The 19,639-nt window shown below is 74.6% G+C and carries 19 protein-coding genes; 7 read left to right on the top strand and 12 right to left on the bottom strand.

Features of this window, described 5'->3' with window-relative positions; translation table 11 throughout:
• Positions 1-23: 23 nt before the first annotated feature.
• Genes FB455_RS17050 through tsaB form a run of 4 tightly spaced genes read right to left on the bottom strand, consistent with a single transcriptional unit; the run spans position 24 to position 2,465 of the window.
• Positions 24-278, bottom strand: coding sequence for a hypothetical protein (locus tag FB455_RS17050; protein WP_013288555.1), 255 nt, complete (start codon positions 276-278; stop codon positions 24-26).
• 17 nt (positions 279-295) lie between these two features.
• Positions 296-1,342: a tRNA (adenosine(37)-N6)-threonylcarbamoyltransferase complex transferase subunit TsaD gene (gene tsaD, locus FB455_RS17045; RefSeq protein WP_145754030.1), complete on the bottom strand. Its 1,047-nt coding sequence runs from the start codon at positions 1,340-1,342 to the stop codon at positions 296-298.
• A 5-nt stretch (positions 1,343-1,347) separates the two neighbouring features.
• On the bottom strand, positions 1,348-1,791 hold the full coding sequence (rimI, locus tag FB455_RS17040; protein WP_013288557.1) for a ribosomal protein S18-alanine N-acetyltransferase: 444 nt from the start codon (positions 1,789-1,791) through the stop codon (positions 1,348-1,350).
• A complete protein-coding gene (gene tsaB, locus FB455_RS17035) occupies positions 1,788-2,465 on the bottom strand; it encodes a tRNA (adenosine(37)-N6)-threonylcarbamoyltransferase complex dimerization subunit type 1 TsaB (protein ID WP_145754028.1) in 678 nt (225 codons plus the stop codon). The genes rimI and tsaB overlap by 4 nt, the downstream gene beginning before the upstream one ends.
• Before the next feature lie 213 nt (positions 2,466-2,678).
• On the opposite strand from tsaB, the gene FB455_RS17030 reads away from it, so the two are divergent.
• The gene (locus tag FB455_RS17030) at positions 2,679-3,404 is read left to right on the top strand and encodes a helix-turn-helix domain-containing protein (protein WP_145754026.1); all 726 of its coding nucleotides are present in this window, start codon (positions 2,679-2,681) and stop codon (positions 3,402-3,404) included.
• Here the strand turns inward: FB455_RS17030 and ung are convergent.
• Complete coding sequence (ung, locus tag FB455_RS17025) at positions 3,393-4,091, bottom strand: uracil-DNA glycosylase (protein ID WP_013288560.1); 699 nt, start codon at positions 4,089-4,091, stop codon at positions 3,393-3,395. The two genes, FB455_RS17030 and ung, sit on opposite strands and share 12 nt — an antisense overlap.
• A gap of 181 nt (positions 4,092-4,272) precedes the next feature.
• On the opposite strand from ung, the gene FB455_RS17020 reads away from it, so the two are divergent.
• On the top strand, positions 4,273-5,661 hold the full coding sequence (locus FB455_RS17020) for a lipase family protein (protein WP_145754023.1): 1,389 nt from the start codon (positions 4,273-4,275) through the stop codon (positions 5,659-5,661).
• Here FB455_RS17020 and tsaE read toward each other — a convergent pair.
• The 4 genes from tsaE to FB455_RS17000 form a co-directional block, all read right to left on the bottom strand.
• Complete coding sequence (tsaE, locus tag FB455_RS17015; protein ID WP_013288562.1) at positions 5,658-6,140, bottom strand: tRNA (adenosine(37)-N6)-threonylcarbamoyltransferase complex ATPase subunit type 1 TsaE; 483 nt, start codon at positions 6,138-6,140, stop codon at positions 5,658-5,660. The two genes, FB455_RS17020 and tsaE, sit on opposite strands and share 4 nt — an antisense overlap.
• Positions 6,137-7,222, bottom strand: a complete 1,086-nt coding sequence (locus tag FB455_RS17010) for an alpha/beta fold hydrolase (RefSeq protein ID WP_047890899.1) — start codon at positions 7,220-7,222, stop codon at positions 6,137-6,139. Before FB455_RS17010 ends, tsaE begins: the two co-directional genes overlap by 4 nt.
• Positions 7,219-8,337 (bottom strand): alanine racemase, encoded by a 1,119-nt coding sequence (alr, locus tag FB455_RS17005; RefSeq protein ID WP_030269390.1) that lies wholly within the window; start codon positions 8,335-8,337, stop codon positions 7,219-7,221. The genes FB455_RS17010 and alr overlap by 4 nt, the downstream gene beginning before the upstream one ends.
• 84 nt (positions 8,338-8,421) lie before the next feature.
• Positions 8,422-9,891: an NAD(P)H-hydrate dehydratase gene (locus FB455_RS17000; protein ID WP_071097779.1), complete on the bottom strand. Its 1,470-nt coding sequence runs from the start codon at positions 9,889-9,891 to the stop codon at positions 8,422-8,424.
• Between the two features lie 217 nt (positions 9,892-10,108).
• Between FB455_RS17000 and FB455_RS16995 the strand changes: the two genes are divergently transcribed.
• A complete protein-coding gene (locus FB455_RS16995) occupies positions 10,109-10,411 on the top strand; it encodes a type VII secretion target (RefSeq protein WP_145754021.1) in 303 nt (100 codons plus the stop codon).
• Complete coding sequence (locus FB455_RS16990) at positions 10,408-12,030, top strand: alpha/beta hydrolase (RefSeq protein ID WP_145754019.1); 1,623 nt, start codon at positions 10,408-10,410, stop codon at positions 12,028-12,030. Before FB455_RS16995 ends, FB455_RS16990 begins: the two co-directional genes overlap by 4 nt.
• 119 nt (positions 12,031-12,149) lie before the next feature.
• Here the strand turns inward: FB455_RS16990 and glmS are convergent, their stop codons facing one another.
• Positions 12,150-14,063 (bottom strand): glutamine--fructose-6-phosphate transaminase (isomerizing), encoded by a 1,914-nt coding sequence (gene glmS / locus FB455_RS16985; protein ID WP_013288568.1) that lies wholly within the window; start codon positions 14,061-14,063, stop codon positions 12,150-12,152.
• 272 nt (positions 14,064-14,335) lie between these two features.
• Here glmS and FB455_RS16980 point away from each other — a divergent pair, with 272 nt between their 5' ends.
• From FB455_RS16980 to FB455_RS16970, 3 genes are read left to right on the top strand one after another with little or no spacing between them, the layout of a single operon-like run.
• Positions 14,336-15,313 (top strand): MmpS family transport accessory protein, encoded by a 978-nt coding sequence (locus FB455_RS16980; RefSeq protein WP_145754017.1) that lies wholly within the window; start codon positions 14,336-14,338, stop codon positions 15,311-15,313.
• Between the two features lie 31 nt (positions 15,314-15,344).
• Positions 15,345-16,532, top strand: a complete 1,188-nt coding sequence (locus tag FB455_RS16975; RefSeq protein ID WP_145754015.1) for a pyridoxal phosphate-dependent aminotransferase — start codon at positions 15,345-15,347, stop codon at positions 16,530-16,532.
• Positions 16,529-17,635 carry a beta-eliminating lyase-related protein gene (locus FB455_RS16970; RefSeq protein WP_145754013.1) on the top strand — a complete coding sequence of 369 codons (1,107 nt, stop codon included), beginning with the start codon at positions 16,529-16,531 and terminating at the stop codon, positions 17,633-17,635. The genes FB455_RS16975 and FB455_RS16970 overlap by 4 nt, the downstream gene beginning before the upstream one ends.
• 57 nt (positions 17,636-17,692) lie before the next feature.
• Here FB455_RS16970 and glmM read toward each other — a convergent pair whose 3' ends face one another.
• Both glmM and rpsI read right to left on the bottom strand, forming a co-directional pair.
• The gene (gene glmM / locus FB455_RS16965; protein WP_013473666.1) at positions 17,693-19,048 is read right to left on the bottom strand and encodes a phosphoglucosamine mutase; all 1,356 of its coding nucleotides are present in this window, start codon (positions 19,046-19,048) and stop codon (positions 17,693-17,695) included.
• 116 nt (positions 19,049-19,164) lie between these two features.
• Entirely contained in the window at positions 19,165-19,629 is a 465-nt protein-coding gene (rpsI, locus tag FB455_RS16960) for a 30S ribosomal protein S9 (RefSeq protein WP_013288573.1), read from the bottom strand.
• Positions 19,630-19,639 lie beyond the last annotated feature (10 nt).

The following is a 19,639-nucleotide window of genomic DNA, read 5'->3' as shown; positions in this document are numbered from 1 at the left end:
CGGCGGTCGTGACGACCCTCGCGTCAGCGGTCGACCTGTGTGAAGTCCCAGCTGTGCGGCGGGCGGGCGATCAGGCGCGCCGGCGGCTCGGGCAGCTCCCGAGGGCTGTTCCGCCACTTGGAGACGACCACCAGCCGGTGGTCGGTGGAGGAGAACACCTCGCTGGAGACGTGCATCGGGTCGTGCTCGAACTCGGGCAGCGCGGTCTCGCAGACCCAGGTGATCAGGTCGGCGAAGCCGTACGGCTCGGCCTTGGCCTCCCACATGCGGACGATCATGTCGGTCCCCTCCCCGCTCACACGCTGACCACTGTCAGCGGCATCGCCGAGTCGGCCGGCAGGTCCAGCCGGCTCGGCGCGACGCCCGCGGCGACCAGGTGGGAGCCGAGCGCGGCCACCATCGCGCCGTTGTCCGTGCAGAGCTTCGGCCGGGGCGTACGCACCCGGATGCCGTGCCTGCCGGCCCGTTGCTCGGCCATCGCCCGCAGCCGGGAGTTGGCCGCCACTCCGCCGCCGATCACCAGCGTGTCGATGCCGCTGCTGCGGCAGGCGTCGATCGCCTTGCCGACGAGCACGTCGCAGACCGCCTCCTGGAAGGATGCCGCCACGTCGGCGACCGGCACCGGCTCACCGGCCCGCTGCCGCGCCTCCACCCAGCGGGCGACAGCCGTCTTCAGGCCGGAGAAGGAGAAGTCGTACCGGTGTCCGACCAGGTCCTTCGCGGCGGTCAGCCCGCGCGGGAAGGCGATCGACGCCGGGTCACCGGCGCGCGCCTCGCGGTCGATGTACGGCCCGCCGGGGAACGGCAGCCCGAGCAGCCGGGCCACCTTGTCGAACGCCTCGCCGGCGGCGTCGTCGATGGTGGCGCCGAGCGGGACCACGTCGCGGGCCAGGTCGTCGACGCGCAGCAGCGAGGAGTGCCCGCCGGAGACCAGCAGCGCGATCGCGGGCTCGGGCAGCGGGCCGTGTTCGAGCGTGTCCACCGCCACATGTGCGGCGAGGTGGTTCACGCCGTACACCGGCTTCTCCGCCGCGACCGCGTACCCCTTGGCGGCGGCGACCCCGACGAGCAGCGCGCCGGCCAGGCCCGGCCCGGAGGTCACGGCGATGGCGTCGATGTCGGCGATGGTGACGTCGGCTTCGCGCAGCGCCCGGTCCATGGTCGGCACGATGGCCTCCAGGTGGGCGCGGCTGGCCACCTCGGGCACCACGCCGCCGAACCGGGCGTGCTCCTCGACGCTGGAGGCGAGCGCGTCGGCGAGCAGCGTGTGCCCGCGCACGATGCCCACGCCGGTCTCGTCGCAGGAGGTCTCGATGCCGAGGATCAGGGGTTCGTCAGCCATGCGCGTCAGTCCTCGTTGCGCTGCATGACCAGCGCGTCGGTGTTGCTCGGTTGGTAGTAGCCGCGCCGCACGCCGATCGGCTCGAACCCGTAGGTGGCGTAGAGCCGTTGCGCGGGCGCGTTGTCCGCGGCGACCTCCAGCAGCGTGCTGCGGGCGCCGCGCCGGGCCGCCTCGGCGAGCAGCGCCTCCAGCAGCAGCCGGCCGATCCCCCGGCGGTGGGCGTCCCGGCGGACCGCGACGTTCTGCACCCACGCCTCGTCGGGCGGGGACACGGCCAGCCCGGCGTAGCCGAGGACGGCGCCGTCGTCGTCGGTGGCGACCAGGTAGAAGTGCCCGTTGGCGAGTTCGTTCCAGAACATCGCCGCCGACCACTGCTCGGCGCCGAAGAGGTCCGCCTCGATGGGCAGCACCTCGTCGATGTGCCACCAGCGGAACCGGCCCAGCCTCATGGCAGGACCGGCTTGTGGCCGGTGGCCGCGACCGCGTCCGGGCGACGCAGGTAGAGCGGGGTGAGCGTCTCGCCGGGCGCGCCCGCGCGGATCCGCGGCGCGGCGAGACGGGCCAGCGCCAGCGGGTCCGGGTAGCGCGGCTCGTCGCGTACCGGCAGCCCCAGCACGTCCGCGTACCGGTGCGCGCCGTCGCCGACCGCGACGGTGACCGCAAGGTCGCGTGCCCGCTCGGCGACCACCGCCGGGGCGGCCACCTCCGGCCCGGCCAGGCGCCGGCCGGCGCCGTCGTAGACGGCCCAGTAGATCTCCCGGCGCCGCGCGTCGCTCGCCGCCAGCACCGGCTCGCCGGCGGCCGCCGGGTGGCCGAGCCCGTCCAGCGAGCAGACGCCGTACGTGGGTACGCCGAGCACCTGACCCATGGTGGCGGCGGTGACCAGCCCGACGCGCAGCCCGGTGAACGGGCCCGGGCCGAGGCCAGCGACGATAGCGGTCAGGTCGGCTGGGCGCGCGCCGACGTCCGCCAGCACGGCGTCGACCTGCGGCGCGAGCAGCTCGCCGTGGGCGCGGGCGTCGACGGTGCACCGGGACGCGCGGACCGCGACGCCGTCCGCCGAGACCTCGGCAAGGGCCGCGGTCACCGCGGGCGTCGAGGAGTCCACCACGAGTACCAGCACGGTAAGCCAGCCTAGCCGTCCGCTCCGTCCGCTCCGTCCGCCCCCGGCACGCCCTCGGCACACCCCCGGCATGCCCTCGGCACGCCCTCGCCGCTCGCCCGGTCACGATGCGTAGCGCCCGGATCAAAGAGAAGAGGTGAGAGCCTTATGCCTCTGGGTCATAAATATGACTCAGAGGCATAAGGCTAAGAAGAGGACTGCCATTCTCCGGAGATGACGGAGAGTCGCCTCGTTCGAGAAATCGCCCGGACCTTGCGGCGTGAACGCGAACAGGCAGGGCTCACCCAGCAGGCTCTGGCCGCCCGGTCCGGGCTCAGTCAGGCCGCCATCGCCCGGATCGAACGCGGCGACCGGCTGCCGAGCCTGACCGCCGCGGAACGCCTGCTCGCCGCGCTCGGCCGGCAACTGCGGATCGAGGTCGAGCCGCTGGACAGCCACCTGGACGCCGCGCTGGACGAGATGGCCGGGACGGTGCTTGCCGAGCGGATCGAAGTCCTCCGGCTGGACCGGATCATGGATGCCCTGGGCGACCTGCCGTACGTGCTGTCGGGCGGCACGGCGGCGCTGCTGCAGGGCGCGCCGCTACCGGTGGACGCGGTCGAGATTGCGGTGCGCTGGCGGGACTCGCCGCGGTTCAGCGCGCTCCTCGATCGGATCTACGCGCAGCGCTGGGACGCTCGATGGCAGGTGTGGGGCGGCATCCACACGGAGCCCGAAGAGCCGGGCGAGCACCGCTGGCTGACCCGCTACGGCGAGCTGCGGGCCCGGATGTGCGAGGAACTGCCCGAGCCCATCGAGGTCCGCCTCGGTGAACGTACGTACCCGGTCGAGCCGCTGGTCGAGGTGGAGGTGACCGACCGGCGCACGGCCGAGCTGCTGTCCCGGTACCGCCGGCGCCTCGCCGCGGCGGGCGAGGCGCCGGGCGGGTCAGCCGGCTGAGCGCTCCCAGTCGACGGTGGGCAGCCCCGCGTCGGCCAGCGCCTTGTTCGCGGCGCTGAACGGGCGGCTGCCGAGAAAGCCGCGCGGGTTCATCGGGCTCGGGTGCCCGGCCTCCAGCACCACGTGCTGCGGGTTGGTCACCAGCGCCGCCTTCTTGCGCGCGTAGCCGCCCCAGAGCAGGAACACCACGCGCTGGTCGAGCGCGTCGAGCGCCCGGATGGTGGCGTCGGTGAACTCCTCCCAGCCCTTGTTGGCGTGCGAGCCGGGCGTGGCCTGCCGGACCGTCAGCACCGAGTTGAGAAGCAGGACGCCCTGCGCGGCCCAGCCGTCGAGGTTGCCGCTGCGCGGCTTCGGCACGCCCAGGTCCTCGCCCAGCTCCTTGAAGACGTTGCGCAGCGACGGCGGCACCGCCACCCCCTCGCGCACGCTGAAGCTCAGCCCGTGCGCCTGGCCCGCCTTGTGGTACGGGTCCTGCCCGAGGATCAGCACCCGGGTGTCGGCCGGCCCGCACAGCCGGTAGGCGGAGAAGAGGTCCTCCAGCGGCGGGAAGACCGTGGCGGTCGCGTACTCCCGGGCGACGAACTCGGCCAGCGCCGCGGTGCGGGCCGGGTCCAGGTGGGGGGTGAGCACGGCACGCCAGGCCTCCGGCAGCAGCGCCGGCAGGTCCAGGGTGGGGGCGTCGGGCATCGGCAACCTCTCCTCGTCGGTCGCCATCTTCTTACCAGCCGCGACCGACACTCCCGGGCGGCGGCAGGGCCGGGTACTGGACGGGAAAAGTTACCGGAGCGTAACCTACTGGCAAGTTACTTGCGCCACACCGCCACTGCTAGCTTGCATCCACCACCATCGATGTTCGCTAGGAGTGCCCGTGAGCAGGAGAAACACCCGTCCCCGCACGCCCTCCGCCGCCCCCTCCCCCCGCCGCACGACCGGCCTCCGGATGCTGGCCGTCGCCGCGGCGGCAGCCACCTACCTGGCCGGATCCGGCGCAGCCGCAGCCGCAGCCGCCGACGGCAGCACGCCGGTGGTCTCCCGCGGCGTGACGATCCCCGCCTTCTACCACCCGCCCGCCGACCTGCCCGCCACCAACGGCACGCTGATCCGTACCGAGCCGCTGCCGCTCGGGCTCAGCATCCCCGGGCTCGACGGCCGCCCGATGCCCGGCACCGCCACCCGCCTGATGTACCGGTCCACCGACTCCAACGGCCGGGCCGTCGGCGTGACCGGCGCCTACATCGAACCGTCGGCGGCGTGGCGGGGCGCCGGCCCGCGCCCGCTGGTCGCCGTCGCCTCCGGCACGATGGGGCAGGGCGACCAGTGCGCGCCCTCGTTCGCCCTGCAACACCCGCTCACCCTCACCGGCGACACCCTGTCCGTCGGCTACGAGGCCCTGGCGATCTACCGCCTCCTCGCCACCGGCGCCGCGGTCGTCGTCACCGACTACGTCGGGCTGGGCGCGACCGACCGGCTGCACACGTACGTCAACCGCCTCGACGAGGGACGTGCCCTGCTCGACGCGGCCCGCGCCGCCCGCACCGTGCCGGGCGCGTCGGTCACCGACCGGTCCCGCGTCGGTCTGTACGGCTACAGCCAGGGTGGCGGCGCCAGCGCCGCAGCCGCCGAACTCCAGCCCACCTACGCGCCCGACGTGCCGCTGGCCGGCACCTACGTCGGCGCGCCGCCGGCCGACCTGACCGCTGTCATCGGCGGCATCGACGGCAGCGCGCTGGCCGGGGCGCTGGGCTGGTCGCTCAACGGCTTCGCCCAGTCCGACCCGGCGGTGCGGGACGTCATCGAGGCGAACGTCAACGACGCCGGCCGGGCGGCGCTCACCGACACCTCGACCATGTGCGTCGGTGACGCCATCCTCCGGTACGCGTTCACCAAGAGCAGCAGGTGGATCACCGGCGGCCGCTCCCTCACCGCTGTCATCGCCGCCTCGCCCGAGGCGGCCGCCGTCCTCGACCGGCAGCGCATCGGCACGCTCAAGCCCGCCGGCCCGGTACGCGTGGCGACCGGCGTCCAGGACGACATCGTGCCCCACCGGCAGGCCCGTCAACTGGCGGTCGACTGGTGCCGCAAGGGCGCCAACGTGACCTACCAGGCCGTCAGCCTGCCCAACCTCGGTGACAAGCTCCTCACCAACCACCTGGCGCCGCTCATCACCGACCAGGGCGACGCGGTGGCCTGGCTGACCGACCGGCTCGCCGGGCGCACCGCCTACTCCAACTGCTGGACGATGCCCCTTCAGCCCTAGGACAGTTCGGCGACCCGGGCGGCCCAGTCGCCGCCGACCGGCTCCAGCGTGACCGCCCGGGTGTCGTCGTCGCGGCGGTCGATGCGTACCCGCAGGTGCGCGTCGACCAGCTGCTCGACCATCCCCTCGCCCCACTCCACCACGGTGACCGCCTCGTCCACCGAGGCGTCCAGGTCGAGGTCGTCGATCTCCGCGCGCGGGTCGGCGGCCTCACCCAGGCGGTACGCGTCGGCGTGCACGAGCGTCACCCGGCCGCCCCGCGCCGGGTCGGGCCGGTGCACCCGGGCGATGACGAAGGTGGGCGAGGTGATGTCCCCGCGTACGCCGAGGCCGGCGCCGATGCCCTGGGTCAGCGCGGTCTTGCCGGCGCCGAGCGGGCCGCTGAGCAGCAGCAGGTCACCGGCCCGCAGCACCCCGGCCAGCCGCCGCCCGAACTCGTGGGTGTCGTCGACCGTCTTCAGCTCCACGACCACTGTCATAGCGAGTCCAGGAACCTCTCCAGCGCCACGTTCACCTCGTCGGCGTGCTCCAGCATCACCACGTGCCCACTGTCGTTGATCTTCACGAACTCGGCGTGCGGCAGCCGCCGGACGATCTCCTCGGAGTGCGTCACCGGCGTGATCATGTCCTTGTCGCCCACGATCACCAGCACCGGCGTGCCGGCCAGCGCCGCAAGCGCCGGGAACCGGGAGTGGGTGGCGATCGTGCGCAGGTAGCGGGTGACCGTGTCGGCCGAGGTGCGCGAGTTCATCATCTCGACGTACGACACCAGGGCCGGGCTCGGCTTCGACGTGCCGAAGCCGTACTTGCGGGTGAGCAGCCAGGCCACGTTCGACGTCGACCGGCGCGCCCGGTCGATCACGGTCCCGCCGTACCGGGTGGCGTTGCTCATCATGTAGAGCACCGGCGAGCCGACGCGGCCGAGCAGCGCGGGCGCCACCAGCTTGGTCTCCGCCGCGAGGCCGCCCGAGGTGGCCATCAGCACGGTGCCGACCACGCGGTCACCGAACATCTCCGGGTACAGCTCGGCCAGCGCCATGATCGTCATGCCGCCCATCGAATGCCCGACCAGCACCAGCGGGCCGTCCGGGGCCACCTCGTCGAGCACCCGGCGCAGCGTGTGGCCCAGCGCGGTCAGGTCGTACTCGCCGCTCTCCAGCCGGCCGGAACGGCCGTGCCCCGGCTGGTCGTACGCGACCACCCGGTAGTCGCCGCGCTCGGCGAGCCGCTTGCGCTGGAAGTGGAACGTGCCCATGTCCAGGCAGAACCCGTGCACCAGCACCACAGTCGGGTGCCCTGCGACAGGGCGGGTCGGCTCGACCACCTCGACGTGGATGTCGGTGCCGTCCGGCATCTCCAGCCGGTGCGCCTCGTCGTAACGCTGCTCACCGAAGACCTCGTCGGCGTACCGGTCGGTGGGGTCGTTCTTGAGCCGGCGGACCAGCACCCGCTCGCTGACCACGCCCGCCGCGAGCCCGGCGGCGGCAACGCCGACGGCGGCGCCGACCAGCCCGGCCACCTTGCCGGCGGCGGTACGCGGTCGCGGCAACCGGACACTCATGCGTGCTCGCCGTCGTAGACGCGGGGCACGCGCACACCGCCGAAGCGGGTCACGATCTCGTAGTTGATGGTGCCGACCGCCTCGGCCCAGTCGTCGGCGGTGGGCTCGCCGTCCGCGCCGCTGCCGAACAGCGTCGCCACGTCGCCGTCGGTCACCTCGTCGTCGCCGCAGTCGACCACGAACTGGTCCATGCAGACCCGCCCGGAGATGGTCCGGCGCTTGCCGGCGAGCTGCACCGGGCCGGTGTTGGAGGCGTGCCGCGGCACCCCGTCGGCGTAGCCGAGCGGCACCACCGCGAGGTTGGCCTCCTGCTCGGTGAGGTAGGTGTGGCCGTAGGAGACGCCGGTGCCGGCCGCCACCCGTTTGGTGAGCATCACCCGGGCGCGGGCGGTCATGGCGGGACGCAGACCGAACTGCTCGCCCGCGACCGGCGACAGGCCGTAGACGGCGATGCCGGGCCGGACCAGGTCGAAGTGGGTGTCCGGCCGGGTCAGCGTGGCGGCCGAGTTGGCCAGGTGCCGGTAGCGCGGACGCAGACCGGCACGCGTCACCATCTCCAGCCCCTCCTGGAACACGGCGAGCTGGCGGTCGGTGGTGGGGTGACCGGGCGAGTCCGCGTACACGAAGTGGCTCCACACGCCGACCACCTCGACCAGACCGTCGGCCTGGGCCTTCGCGGCGGCCTCCAGCAGCGCCGGCCAGTCGGCGACGGTGGCGCCACCCCGGGCCAGCCCGGTGTCGATCTTGAGGTGCAGCCGGGCCGGGCGGTCCGCCCGGCGGCTCGCCTGGATCATCTCGTCGAGCTGGGTGAGGCCAGCACAGCCGAGGTCGACGCCGACGGTGATCCCGTCGTGCAGCGGCAGCCCGGGGCTGAGCAGCCAGGCCAGCACCGGCGCGGTGATGCCCTCCTCGCGCAGCCGCAGCGCCTCGTCCAGCGTGCAGACGCCGAGCTGGTCCGCCCCGGCGTCGAGCGCCGCGCGGGCGGCCGGCACCATGCCGTGGCCGTACCCGTCGCCCTTGACCACCGCCATCAGTTCGGCGCTGGTGCCGGCCTTGAGCCGGGTCACGTTCTCCCGGATCGCGTCCAGGTCGACGCGCACCTCCGACTGCCACATGTCCTCAGCCTACTTCCGTCAGTGATCATCAGCGCCGTGAGCCGAGCGGGCGGTGCCCGCCGCCACCGGGCGCCGCCGCCCGGATCAGCCCAGCCGGGCCAGTACCGGACGCAACGCCGCGGCCACGTCGGGCGCGGTCACCGGACCGCCGCGCGCCGCCTCCCGCCCGGCCAGCCCGTGCAGGTACGCCGCCGCGGCGGCCGCCCGTTCCGGGGCCAGCCCGGCGGCGAGCAGCGAACCGAGCAGCCCGGCCAGCACGTCGCCGGTGCCACCGGTGGCGAGCACCGGGGTGCCGGTCGGGTTCACGTACGCGCGGCCGTCGGGCGTGCCGATGACCGTGCGGTCGCCCTTGAGCAGCACCACCGCGTTCATCCAGGCGGCCAGCCGCAGCGCGGCGGCGACCCGGTCGTCCCCCGGCATCTCGCCGCAGAGCCGGGCATACTCCCGGTCGTGCGGCGTCACCACGATCGGCGCGTCCCGGCCGCGCAGCCGGTCGGCCAGCTTGCCGTCGACGAGCAGCGTCAGCGCGTCCGCGTCGAGCACCACCGGCACCGGCGCGGCGAGCACCGCGCGCAGCTCGGCGGCGGAGTCCTCGCCGGTGCCGAGCCCGGAGCCGCAGACCCACGCCTGCACCCGGCCGGCGTCGGCGACCCGGCCGGTGGCGATCACCGACGGATGCTGGTGCAGCACCTCGCCCTCGGCGCTCCCGGCGTAGCGGACCAGGCCGGTGGGACCGGCGAGCGCTCCGGCGACCGAGAGCACGGCGGCGCCGGGGTAGGTGGCCGACCCGGTGGCGACGCCTACTACGCCCCTGGTGTACTTCTCCGACGACGCGCCCAGCGCCGGCCACCAGTCGGCCACGTCCGTCTGCTCGATCACCTGGAGCGCAGGCGTGCCGCGCAGCCACGGCGTCAGCCCGATGTCGACCAGCTCGACCTCGCCGGCCAGCTCGGCGGCCGGCCCGACGACCAGTGCGGGCTTGAGCGCGCCGAAGGCGACTGTCACGTCGGCGCGGACCGCCCGGGGCCGCCCGACGTCGGTGAGCGGGACGTGGCCGGTGTCGACAGCGACGCCGCTCGGCACGTCGACCGCGACCACGGTGGCGCGCGTGCCGCCGCGCCCGCGCTGCCCGGTCAGGCTCGCGGCCAGCTGCTCGGCCGTCTCGCGGAGCCCTCCGGTGCCACCGATGCCCACGATGCCGTCGAGCACCAGGTCGACCACAGCGGGCGGCCGGTCGGCCACACGGCCGCCGGCGGCGCGCAGGGCGGCCAGGCCCTCGGCGTGTGCCCGGCCCGGCGTGAGAAGCAGCGCTGTCACCGCCACGCCCCGGCGGGCCAGATGCGCGCCCGCGAACAGGGCGTCGCCGCCGTTGTCGCCGGACCCGGCGAGCACCAGCACCCGGGCGCCGTAGACACCGCCCCGGTCGGCGAGCAGCAACGCGCAGCGGCGGGCCAGCCCGGCCGCCGCCCGCTGCATCAGCGCACCGGGCGGGAGGGTGGCCATCAGGCCCGCCTCCGCCGCGCGAACGTCCGCGACCCGCCACACCTGTCTCATGCCACCCCGCCCCCGCTCGTCGCGCCGGCTCAGCATCCGCTCGCGGCTCCCCCGATCACGGCCTCACCCTACCGGCGGTACGCGCCCGGGACCGGCTGGCGAACAAGCCCTGTGGATAACCCGGACCGTTGTCCACAGGGGTCGGCGGCCACTGCCGGGTGCCGCCTAGCGTCCCGGTGTCCGGAACCGGCCGGTGGCGCCGGGCGAGGGAGGGCACGTGGTGAAGAAACCGTTCGACGTCGACCCGGAGCTGCTGCGATCGGTGGCGCGCGAGCTGGCCGACGACGCGTACCGGCTGGGCCGCGGGCCGGGCGCGGCACCGGAGTCGTTGCTGGTGGCGGCACCGGACGGCTGGCGATCCGCGGTGGCGCTGACCGAACTGGAGTCGGCCGTGCGGCGCTGGTCCGGCGCGCTCGGCGCCCGGGTGGCCGACACCGCTCAGGCGTTGCGCCGCGGCGCGGACGGCTACGAGGCGGTCGACGAACGCGCCGCCCGCCGCCTCACCGGGGTGCTCCGGTGAACGACGGTCCGGCCGACGCCGTGGACGTGCCGGTCGGCTACGCGCAGCTCTGGCGGGCCGATCCGGGCGCCTGGTCCACCGCCGGGGCGGCGTGGCGGGGCCTCACCACGCCGGTACGGCAGCGCGCCGACGCGTTGGCCGCCCGGATCGGCACGCTCCGCCCCGGGTGGTCGGGTGCGGCCTCGACTGCCGCGCAGCGGCGCATCGGGGATCTGCGCACCGATCTCACCGACGTGCTGCCCGCACTGGTCGAGGTCGACCAGGTGCTCGCCGAGTTCGGCGCCCGGCTGGGCGCGGCGAAGGCCCGGCTCGGCGCCGAGGTGGCCCGCGCCGAGTCCGGTGGCCTGCTCGTCGACCGCACCGGCGCGGTCCGGCCCGACCCGGCACGGCCGCCGGCGCAGACCGGGCCGGCGGTGGTCGACGCGCGGGCCGGGATCCGGGGCGCGCTGACGCTCGCCGGCGCCGCCGACCGGGAGGCGGCCGGCCGGCTGGCGGAGCTGACCACCGCTGCGGTACGCGGCTGGGTGAGCGTCCCGCCCGCGTGGCGGCCCGGTCCCGGCGCCGGGCCGGCCGAGGTGAGCCGCTGGTGGGCCGGCCTGAGCGCGGCCGAGCGGCGCTGGCTGGTGGGGCGGGAACCGGGCCGGATCGGGCGCCTCGACGGGCTTCCGGCCGCCGTCCGGGACCAGGCGAACCGGCTACTGCTCGGCGACCGGCGGGAGCAGTTGCTCGCGCGCCGGCTCGGGCTGCTGCACCCGCTTCCGGCCGGGCCGTTGGAGGCGTCCCGGCGGGTCCGGCTCGCCGCTGTCGAGGCGGCGCTGCGCGGGCTGGACGGGCTCGGCGAGCGGCTGGCCGCGGGCGGGGCGCCCCGGGCGTACCTGCTGGGGCTCGACCCGGCCGGCGACGGCCGCGCGGTGGTGGCGCTCGGCAACCCGGACCGCGCCGCCTCGGTGCTCACGTACGTCCCGGGCATGACCTCGGATCTCGCCGACGCGCCGGCCGAGCTGGGCCGGGCAGCACGGGTGTTGCAGCGATGCGCGGCGCTCGGGCCGGGCGAGGAGGCGGCGGCTGTGCTCTGGCTGGACTACGACGCGCCCGGCTTCCTCACCGAGGCGGCCGGCACCCGGCAGGCCGAGGACGCCGGCCCGGCGCTGCACCGGTTCCAGGACGGGCTGCGGGCCGCGCACGAAGGGCCACCGGCCCGGCAGACGGTGCTCGGGCACAGCTACGGCTCGCTCGTGGTCGGCACCGCCGCCCGCGACCACGGGTTGGGCGCCGACGCGCTGGTCTTCGTCGGCTCGCCGGGGGTCGGCGTCGACCACGCCGCCGAGCTGCGGATGCCCGCCGGTCAGGTCTGGTCGTCGACCGCGCCGGACGACGTGATCCGGCTGGCCCGCCCACCGGACGAGCTGGCCCGCCGCGCGCTGCTCGCGGGTACGCCGCTCGGTCCGGCGCTCGCCGTGCTCGACCCGCACGGCGAGCGACTCTGGTTCGGCGCCGACCCGAGCGCGCCGGACTTCGGCGGGAGGCGCTTCCCGAGCGCTCCGCACGGCCACACCGGCTACTGGGATCCGGACAACCCGGCGCTGGACGGCATGGCCCGGATCGTGCTGGGCCGATGACCGCCCGCGGCCCTCCGGCGACCGGTCCGCGGCCATGCGGCGGCCGCCCGAGAGGCAGGCCGGAGACGACGCGGTCCCTCCACCCGTCGTGCGGGCGGAGGGACCGTGGACGAGATCGGCTACTCGACAGTGACCGACTTGGCCAGGTTCCGGGGCTGGTCGACGTCGTGCCCGCGGGCGGCGGCGATCTCGGCGGCCAGCACCTGCAACGGCACCGTGGTCACCAGCGGCGCCAGCAGCGTCGGCGTACGCGGCACGTAGATCAGGTGGTCGGCGTAGCGGACCACCGCCTGGTCGCCCTCCTCGGCGATCACGATGGTGCGGGCGCCGCGGGCGCGGACCTCCTGGATGTTGGAGACGACCTTGTCGTGCAGCATGCCCCGGCCGACCGGGGAGGGCACGATGCAGATCACCGGCGTGCCCTGGTCGATCAGCGAGATCGGGCCGTGCTTCAGCTCGCCGGCGGCGAAGCCCTCGGCGTGCATGTACGCCAGCTCCTTGAGCTTCAGCGCACCCTCCAGCGCCACCGGGTAGCCCACGTGCCGGCCGATGAACAGCACCGTCGGCTCGGACTTCAGCTCGCGGCCCAGCTCACGGACCGGCTCGATGCGGTCCAGCAGCTCCCGCAGCTTGCCCGGCATCTCCTGGAGCTGGGCCACCACCGCGCCCACCTCGTCGGCGAACTTGATGCCGCGCACCTGGGCCAGGTGCAGGCCGATCAGGTAGCAGGCGACGACCTGGGTGAGGAACGCCTTGGTGGAGGCGACGGCGATCTCCGGGCCGCCGTGGGTGTAGAGCACCGCGTCGGACTCGCGCGGGATGGTCGAGCCGTTGGTGTTGCAGATCGCCAGCACGCGGGCCTTCTGCTCCTTGGCGTGGCGCAGCGCCATCAGCGTGTCCATCGTCTCGCCGGACTGCGAGATCACCACGATCAGCGTGGACCGGTCCAGCACCGGGTCGCGGTAGCGGAACTCGCTGGCCAGCTCCACCTCGCAGGGGATGCGGGTCCAGTGCTCGATGGCGTACTTGGCGACCAGGCCGGCGTGGTAGGAGGTGCCGCAGGCGACGATGAAGATCTTGTCGACGTCGCGCAGGTCCTGCTCGCTGAGGCGGACCTCGTCGAGGGCGATCTCGCCGGTCTCGGTGAGCCGGCCCAGCAGCGTGTCGGCGATGGCCTGCGGCTGCTCCTCGATCTCCTTGAGCATGAACCAGTCGTAGCCGCCCTTCTCGGCGGCCGACGAGTCCCAGTCGATGTGGAAGTCCGTGCCGCTCGCCGGCTGACCGTGGAAGTCGGTGATGTCGATGCTGTCCGGGGTGATCAGGACGATCTGGTCCTGCCCCAGCTCGACCGCGTCCCGGGTGTGCTCGATGAACGCGGCGACGTCGCTGGCCAGGTAGTTCTCGCCGTCGCCCCGGCCGACGACCAGAGGCGAGTTGCGCCGGGCGCCGACCACCGCGCCGGGGATGCCGGCGTCGACGGCGAGCAGCGTGAACGCACCCTCCAGGCGCGCGCAGACCACGCGCATGGCGGCGGCGAGCAGCGCCGGGCTGTCGGTCTCGCCGGCCGAGCGCAGGTCTGCCAGCGCGCGGGCGATCAGGTGCGCGGCGCACTCGGTGTCGGTGTCGCTGGCGAACTCGACACCCTCGTCCTCCAGCTCGGCGCGCAGCTTCGCGAAGTTCTCGATGATGCCGTTGTGGATCACCGCGACCCGGCCGTCCGGGGAGAGGTGCGGGTGGGCGTTGCGGTCGGTCGGGCCGCCGTGCGTGGCCCAGCGGGTGTGGCCGATGCCGGTGGTGCCGTCGCCGATGCCGATCGGGCTGGCGGCGCAGTCCTCGGGGTTGTCGGCCGCCCGCTCGGAGAGGACCTTCTCCAGGTTCGCGAGCTTGCCGGCCTTCTTCTCGGTCAGCAGCTCGTCCTCGCAGACCACGGCGACGCCGGCCGAGTCGTAGCCGCGGTATTCGAGACGCCGCAGTCCGTCAAGCACGATGCCGAGCGCCGGGCGCGCACCGGCGTAACCCACGATTCCACACATGGTCCGCAGCCTAACCGAGTTTCGCTCATCGTGCGTGCTCGGAAAGGCGGTTAACGATCACTGAACTTGAGCGAACCGAGCGCCGGGGATGCGATTACCGGACAAAGCACCATCCAGGTCGTTCCGCCCGTCCGGACCGGTTCGGGACGCGGGGCGCGGACCGCCGGCCGGGACCGCACGGCTGGTCGCCACCGCCTACATTGAGGCCGGGCGCCGTCCCCCGGCCCCACCGTTCCGCGGTCGTCCGCGCCGTACCCCTGTGAGCTGAGCCCATGTCCGAGACGACCCCCGCCCCCGAACCGGCCTTCGGACCGAGCGACCCGACCGCCGCGCCGGCCACGCCGCAGCCCTCGTCCTGGACGCCGCCGGACCCGTTGGCCGCCCCGCAGCCGTGGACGCCGCCCGCGCCCTGGTCGCCGCCCCCGGCACCGAGCCCGTGGGCGGCAGCCGGCCCGGAGAGCGCGTCCGGAACCGACCCGGCCTCGTCCCCGAGCGGCACGGGCCGGCCGGTGGGCGAACCGGGGTGGGCGGCTCCGGCCGACCCGGCCGCCACGCCACGCCCGGCCGTCCCACCGGCCTCCGGCGATCCGCAGGCCCCAGGCTTCCCGGGCGCGCCCGGCTGGCCGTCCCAGCCCGGCGTCCCGGACTTCTCGGCACAGCCGGCCTGGACACCGGGCGCCTACCCGCCCGGCCCTCACAAATCCGGGTCCTACCCGCCCGGGCCCTACCCGCCGCCGTACGCGTATCCGGGCATGCCGCCGCGCCGCAGCGGCGGCGGCTGGGTAGCCGGTCTGGTGATCGGCATCGTCACCGTCCTCGCGCTGATCGTCTGCGGCTGCGTCGGGCTGTCCTTCCTCGGCCGCTCCATGACCGAGGGGACGGCCTCCGGCGACCGGTACGACGGGCCGCTTTACGGCGAGCCCGACGGATGGGCCGACGAGCCCACCGGTCCCCCGGCCCGACCGGTCATCACCCCGTCCGGCGGACCCGGCAGGTTCACCGTCCTGTACGAGGTCACAGCCACCGACGGCGAGGCGGAGGTGCAGTTCTACGACGCGGACGCGAACTTCCACCAGCCCGGCGCCGTGGACACGCCCTGGCGGCTGAGCCTCACCGCGAACGACCGCGAGCGGGTGCAGATCATCGCGAGCCCCGTCGAGTCCGGCGAGGTGACCTGCCGGATCACCGTCAACGGCAAGGTCGTCTCCACGGACTCGGGCGAGTACGGCGCGACCTGCTTCGGCTGGTGAGCGGTCGGCGGCGGGCCGTAGGCTGGCCGCCGTGACGACGACCGATCCCCTGGTGGCCCGGATGCGGCCGTTCGGCACCACCGTCTTCGCCGAGATGTCCGCGCTGGCCGTGCGCACCGGCGCGGTCAACCTCGGGCAGGGCTTCCCGGACACCGACGGCCCGCCGGAGATGCTCGCCGCCGCGGCCGAGGCGCTGCGTACCGGCCACAACCAGTACCCGCCCGGCCCGGGGATCCCCGCGCTGCGCGCCGCCGTCGCCGGGCACCAGCGCCGGTTCTGGGGCCTGGAGTACGACCCGGACGGCGAGATCGTCGTGACGGCCGGCGCCACCGAGGCGGTCGCGGCGAGCATCCTCGCGCTCTGCGAGCCGGGTGACGAGGTGATCTGCTTCGAGCCGTACTACGACTCGTATGCCGCCTCGATCGCGCTCGCCGGCGCGGTCCGCCGCCCGGTGACGCTGCGGCCCGGCCCCGACGGCAGGTACGCGTTCGACCCGGACGAGCTGCGCGCCGCGTTCGGGCCACGTACCCGGCTGGTGCTGCTGAACTCGCCGCACAACCCGACCGGCAAGGTCTTCACCGCCGACGAGCTGACGACGGTGGCCGAGCTGTGCCGGGAACACGACGTGTACGCGGTCACCGACGAGGTCTACGAGCACCTGGTGTTCACCGACGCCGCCGCGCCGCACGTACCGCTGGCCACGCTGTCCGGCATGCGGGAGCGGACGCTGCGCATCTCGTCGGCCGGCAAGACGTTCTCCTGCACCGGCTGGAAGGTCGGCTGGGTGAGCGGCCCCGCGCCGCTGGTGGCGGCGGTGCTGCGGGTGAAGCAGTTCCTCACGTTCGTCAACGCCGGGCCGCTGCAACCGGCGGTGGCTGTGGCGCTCGGGCTGCCGGACGCGTACTTCACCGGGTTCCGGGACGACATGCAACGCCGCCGGGACCAGCTCGCCGCCGGGCTGGCCGACGCCGGGTTCGGCGTGCTCGCGCCGGAGGGCACCTACTTCGTCACCGCCGACGTCACGCCGCTGCGCGGCCGGGACGGGGTGGAGTTCTGCCGGGCGCTGCCGGAGCGCTGCGGCGTGGTGGCGGTGCCGACGCAGGTGTTCTACGACGACGTGGAGGCCGGGCGCCGGCTGATCCGGTTCGCGTTCTGCAAACGGCCGGAGGTGCTGGCCGAGGCGGTGACCCGGCTGCGCCGGCTCCGGGCGGACGGATGAGCGACGAGCAGGCCACGCGGCTGCGCCGGTTCACCGCCCAGCGCGGCTGCGACACGATGCTCTCCGGCGTACGCCCGGCCTCCGTACGGGAACAGCTCGCCGCGCTCGATCAGGTGGCCGGGGACGACCCGCCCGACCTGTACGGCGAGGGCGGGCCGGTGGCGGAGCTGGAGCTGCGGGTCGCCGAGCTGCTCGGCGCGGAGGCTGCCGCGTTCTTCCCGTCGGGCACGATGGCGCAGCAGGTGGCCATGCGTCACGGGGCGGAGCTGACCGGCCGCGCCGGTGTCGGCCTGCACCCGCTCAGCCATCCGCTGACACACGAGCGGGACGCGTACGCGCTGCTCGCCGGCGTACGCGCGGTGCGCACCACGAGCGCGCCGCGCAACCCGGCTGCCGACGAGGTGGCGGCGCTCGACGAGCCGATCGGCACGCTCTTCCTGGAGCTGCCGCTGCGGGACGCCGGGTTCGTGCTGCCGACCTGGGACGAGCTGGTGGCCGTCGTCGCGGCGGCGCGCGCCCGCGGCGCCCGGGTGCACTTCGACGGGGCCCGGCTCTGGGAGTCGTCAGTCCATCTGGGCTACTCGCCGGCCGAGATCGCGGCGCTGGCCGACAGCACGTACGTCTCGTTCTACAAGTCGCTGGGCGGCATCTCCGGTGCCGCGCTGGCCGGCGACGCGGAGCTGATCCGGTACGCGCGTGCCTGGCGGCACCGCTACGGCGGCACGCTGTTCCAGCAGTGGCCGGCGGCGCTCGCAGCGCTCGCCGGGCTGACCCGGGAGCTGCCCCGCCTCCCCGGGTACGTGGTGCACGCCCGGGTGGTGGCCGAGGCGCTGGCCGCCCTGCCCGGCGCCCGGGTGTACCCGGCGCCGCCGCACACCCACCAGTTCCGGTTCTGGCTGCCGTACCCGGCGGCCGTGCTCGACGCGGCGAACCTGGCGCTGGCCGAGGAGGAACGCGCGTGGTTCGTCGGCGGCTGGCGGGACACCGAGGTACCCGGGCTGGCGCTGGCCGAGGTGACCGTGGCCGGGCCGGCGCAGGAGCTGGACGCCGGCGCGGTGGCCGACCTGGCCGCCCGCTTCCTGCGCCGGGTCCAGGCGAACTGACCGCCGCGTCCGGCCGAGCTGACCGGCGAGGAGGAAGAGCAGGCGGCCCCGGGTCGGTCAGGCGACCGGGCTGGCGGTGCGGACCTGCTCGGCGATGCGCTCGGCGACCTCGCGCGCGGTGTCCTCGGTGGCCGCCTCGACCATGACCCGCACCAGCGGCTCGGTGCCGGACGGGCGCAGCAGCACCCGGCCGGTCTCACCCAGCTCCGCCTCGGCGCGCTCGACCTCGGCCCGGACGGCCGGTGCGGCGGCGCCGACGGTACGGTCGCCGACCGGCACGTTGATCAGCACCTGGGGCAGCTTGGTGACCACGGCGGCCAGCTCGGCCAGCGAGGTGCCGGTGGCGGCCATCCGCGCCATCAGGTGCAGGCCGGTCAGCACGCCGTCGCCGGTGGTGGCGTACGCGGGCAGCACGATGTGGCCGCTCTGCTCGCCGCCGAGCGCCAGGCCGGAGGCGCGCAGCTCCTCCAGCACGTACCGGTCGCCGACCTTGGTCTCGACCAGCCGGATGCCGTGCTCGGACATGGCCAGCCGGAGACCGAGGTTGCTCATCACTGTGGCGACCAGGGTGTCCTGGGTCAGCTCGCCGGCGTCCCGCATGGCCAGCGCGAGGATCGCCATGACCTGGTCGCCGTCGACCTCGTTCCCGTCGGCGGTGACCGCGACGCAGCGGTCGGCGTCGCCGTCGTGGGCGATGCCGAGGTGGGCGCCGTGCTCGACCACCGCGGCGCGCAGCGCCTCGATGTGGTTCGAGCCGCACTCGTCGTTGATGTTGAGCCCGTCCGGCTCGGCGTGGATGGCGATCACCTCGGCGCCGGCCTCCCGGTAGGCGACCGGTGCGACGTCGGCGGCCGCGCCGTTGGCGCAGTCGACCACGACCTTGATCCCGTCGAGGCGGTGCGGCACGGTGCCGACCAGGTGCTGCACGTAGTGGTCGGCGCCGTCGAGCAGGTCGTGCACGCGGCCGACACCGGCGCCGACGGGGCGCTTCCAGGCGGTGGTGGCGTTCGCCTTCACCGCCTCCTCGATCCGCATCTCGATCTCGTCGGGCAGCTTGTGCCCGCCGGCGGCGAACAGCTTGATGCCGTTGTCCGGCATCGGGTTGTGCGAGGCGGAGAGCATCACGCCCAGGTCGGCCTTTGCCTCGGCGGTGAGGAACGCCACCGCCGGGGTGGGCAGCACGCCGACCCGGACCACGTTGGCGCCGGCGCTGGTGAGCCCGGCGACCACCGCCGCCTCCAGCATCTCGCCGCTGGCCCGGGTGTCCCGGCCGACCACAGCGAGCGGCGGATGGCTCTTGTCGGTCTCGGCCAGCGTGTGGGCCGCGGCCACCGCGACCGCAAGCGCCAACTCCGGGGTGAGATCCGCGTTCGCCCGCCCGCGTACGCCGTCCGTGCCGAACAACCGGCCCATACCCGCCAACCTCCGTGGAACTGCCGATGAGAGGAGAAACGCGGAACGGCCGGTCCGCCTCCCGGGAAGGGGAAGCGGACCGGCCGTCCGTCAGAAGTACAAGACGCTTGTGATGATCAGCGCTTCGAGTACTGGGGAGCCTTGCGGGCCTTCTTGAGGCCGTACTTCTTGCTCTCCTTGACCCGGGCGTCACGGGTCAGGAAGCCGGCCTTCTTCAGGGCCGGGCGGTCGTCGGGCTCGCTGACGATCAGCGCCCGGGCGATGGCGAGCCGCAGCGCGCCGGCCTGGCCGGTGGTGCCGCCGCCACGCAGGTTGGCGATCACGTCGAACGCCTCGGGCTTCTCGGCGGTGACCAGCGGGTCCTTGATGAGCTGCTGGTGCACCTTGCTCGGGAAGTAGGCCTCGAGGTCGCGGCCGTTGCAGGTGATCTTGCCGCTGCCCGGGATGATCCGGACCCGGACGATGGCTTCCTTGCGCCGACCCACGGTCTGGATCGGGCGGTCACCACGGGGCGCGCGCGCGACGGGCGCCGGCGCCTCGGTGGCCTCGGGGGCGACCTCGGTGGCGGTGATGTCGGTCATGCTGCTTCCT

Source organism: Micromonospora sp. CNZ296, assembly GCF_007827635.1.
The sequence above is the reverse complement of the archived record's forward strand: the minus strand, read 5'-3'. Positions and strand labels throughout refer to the sequence as shown.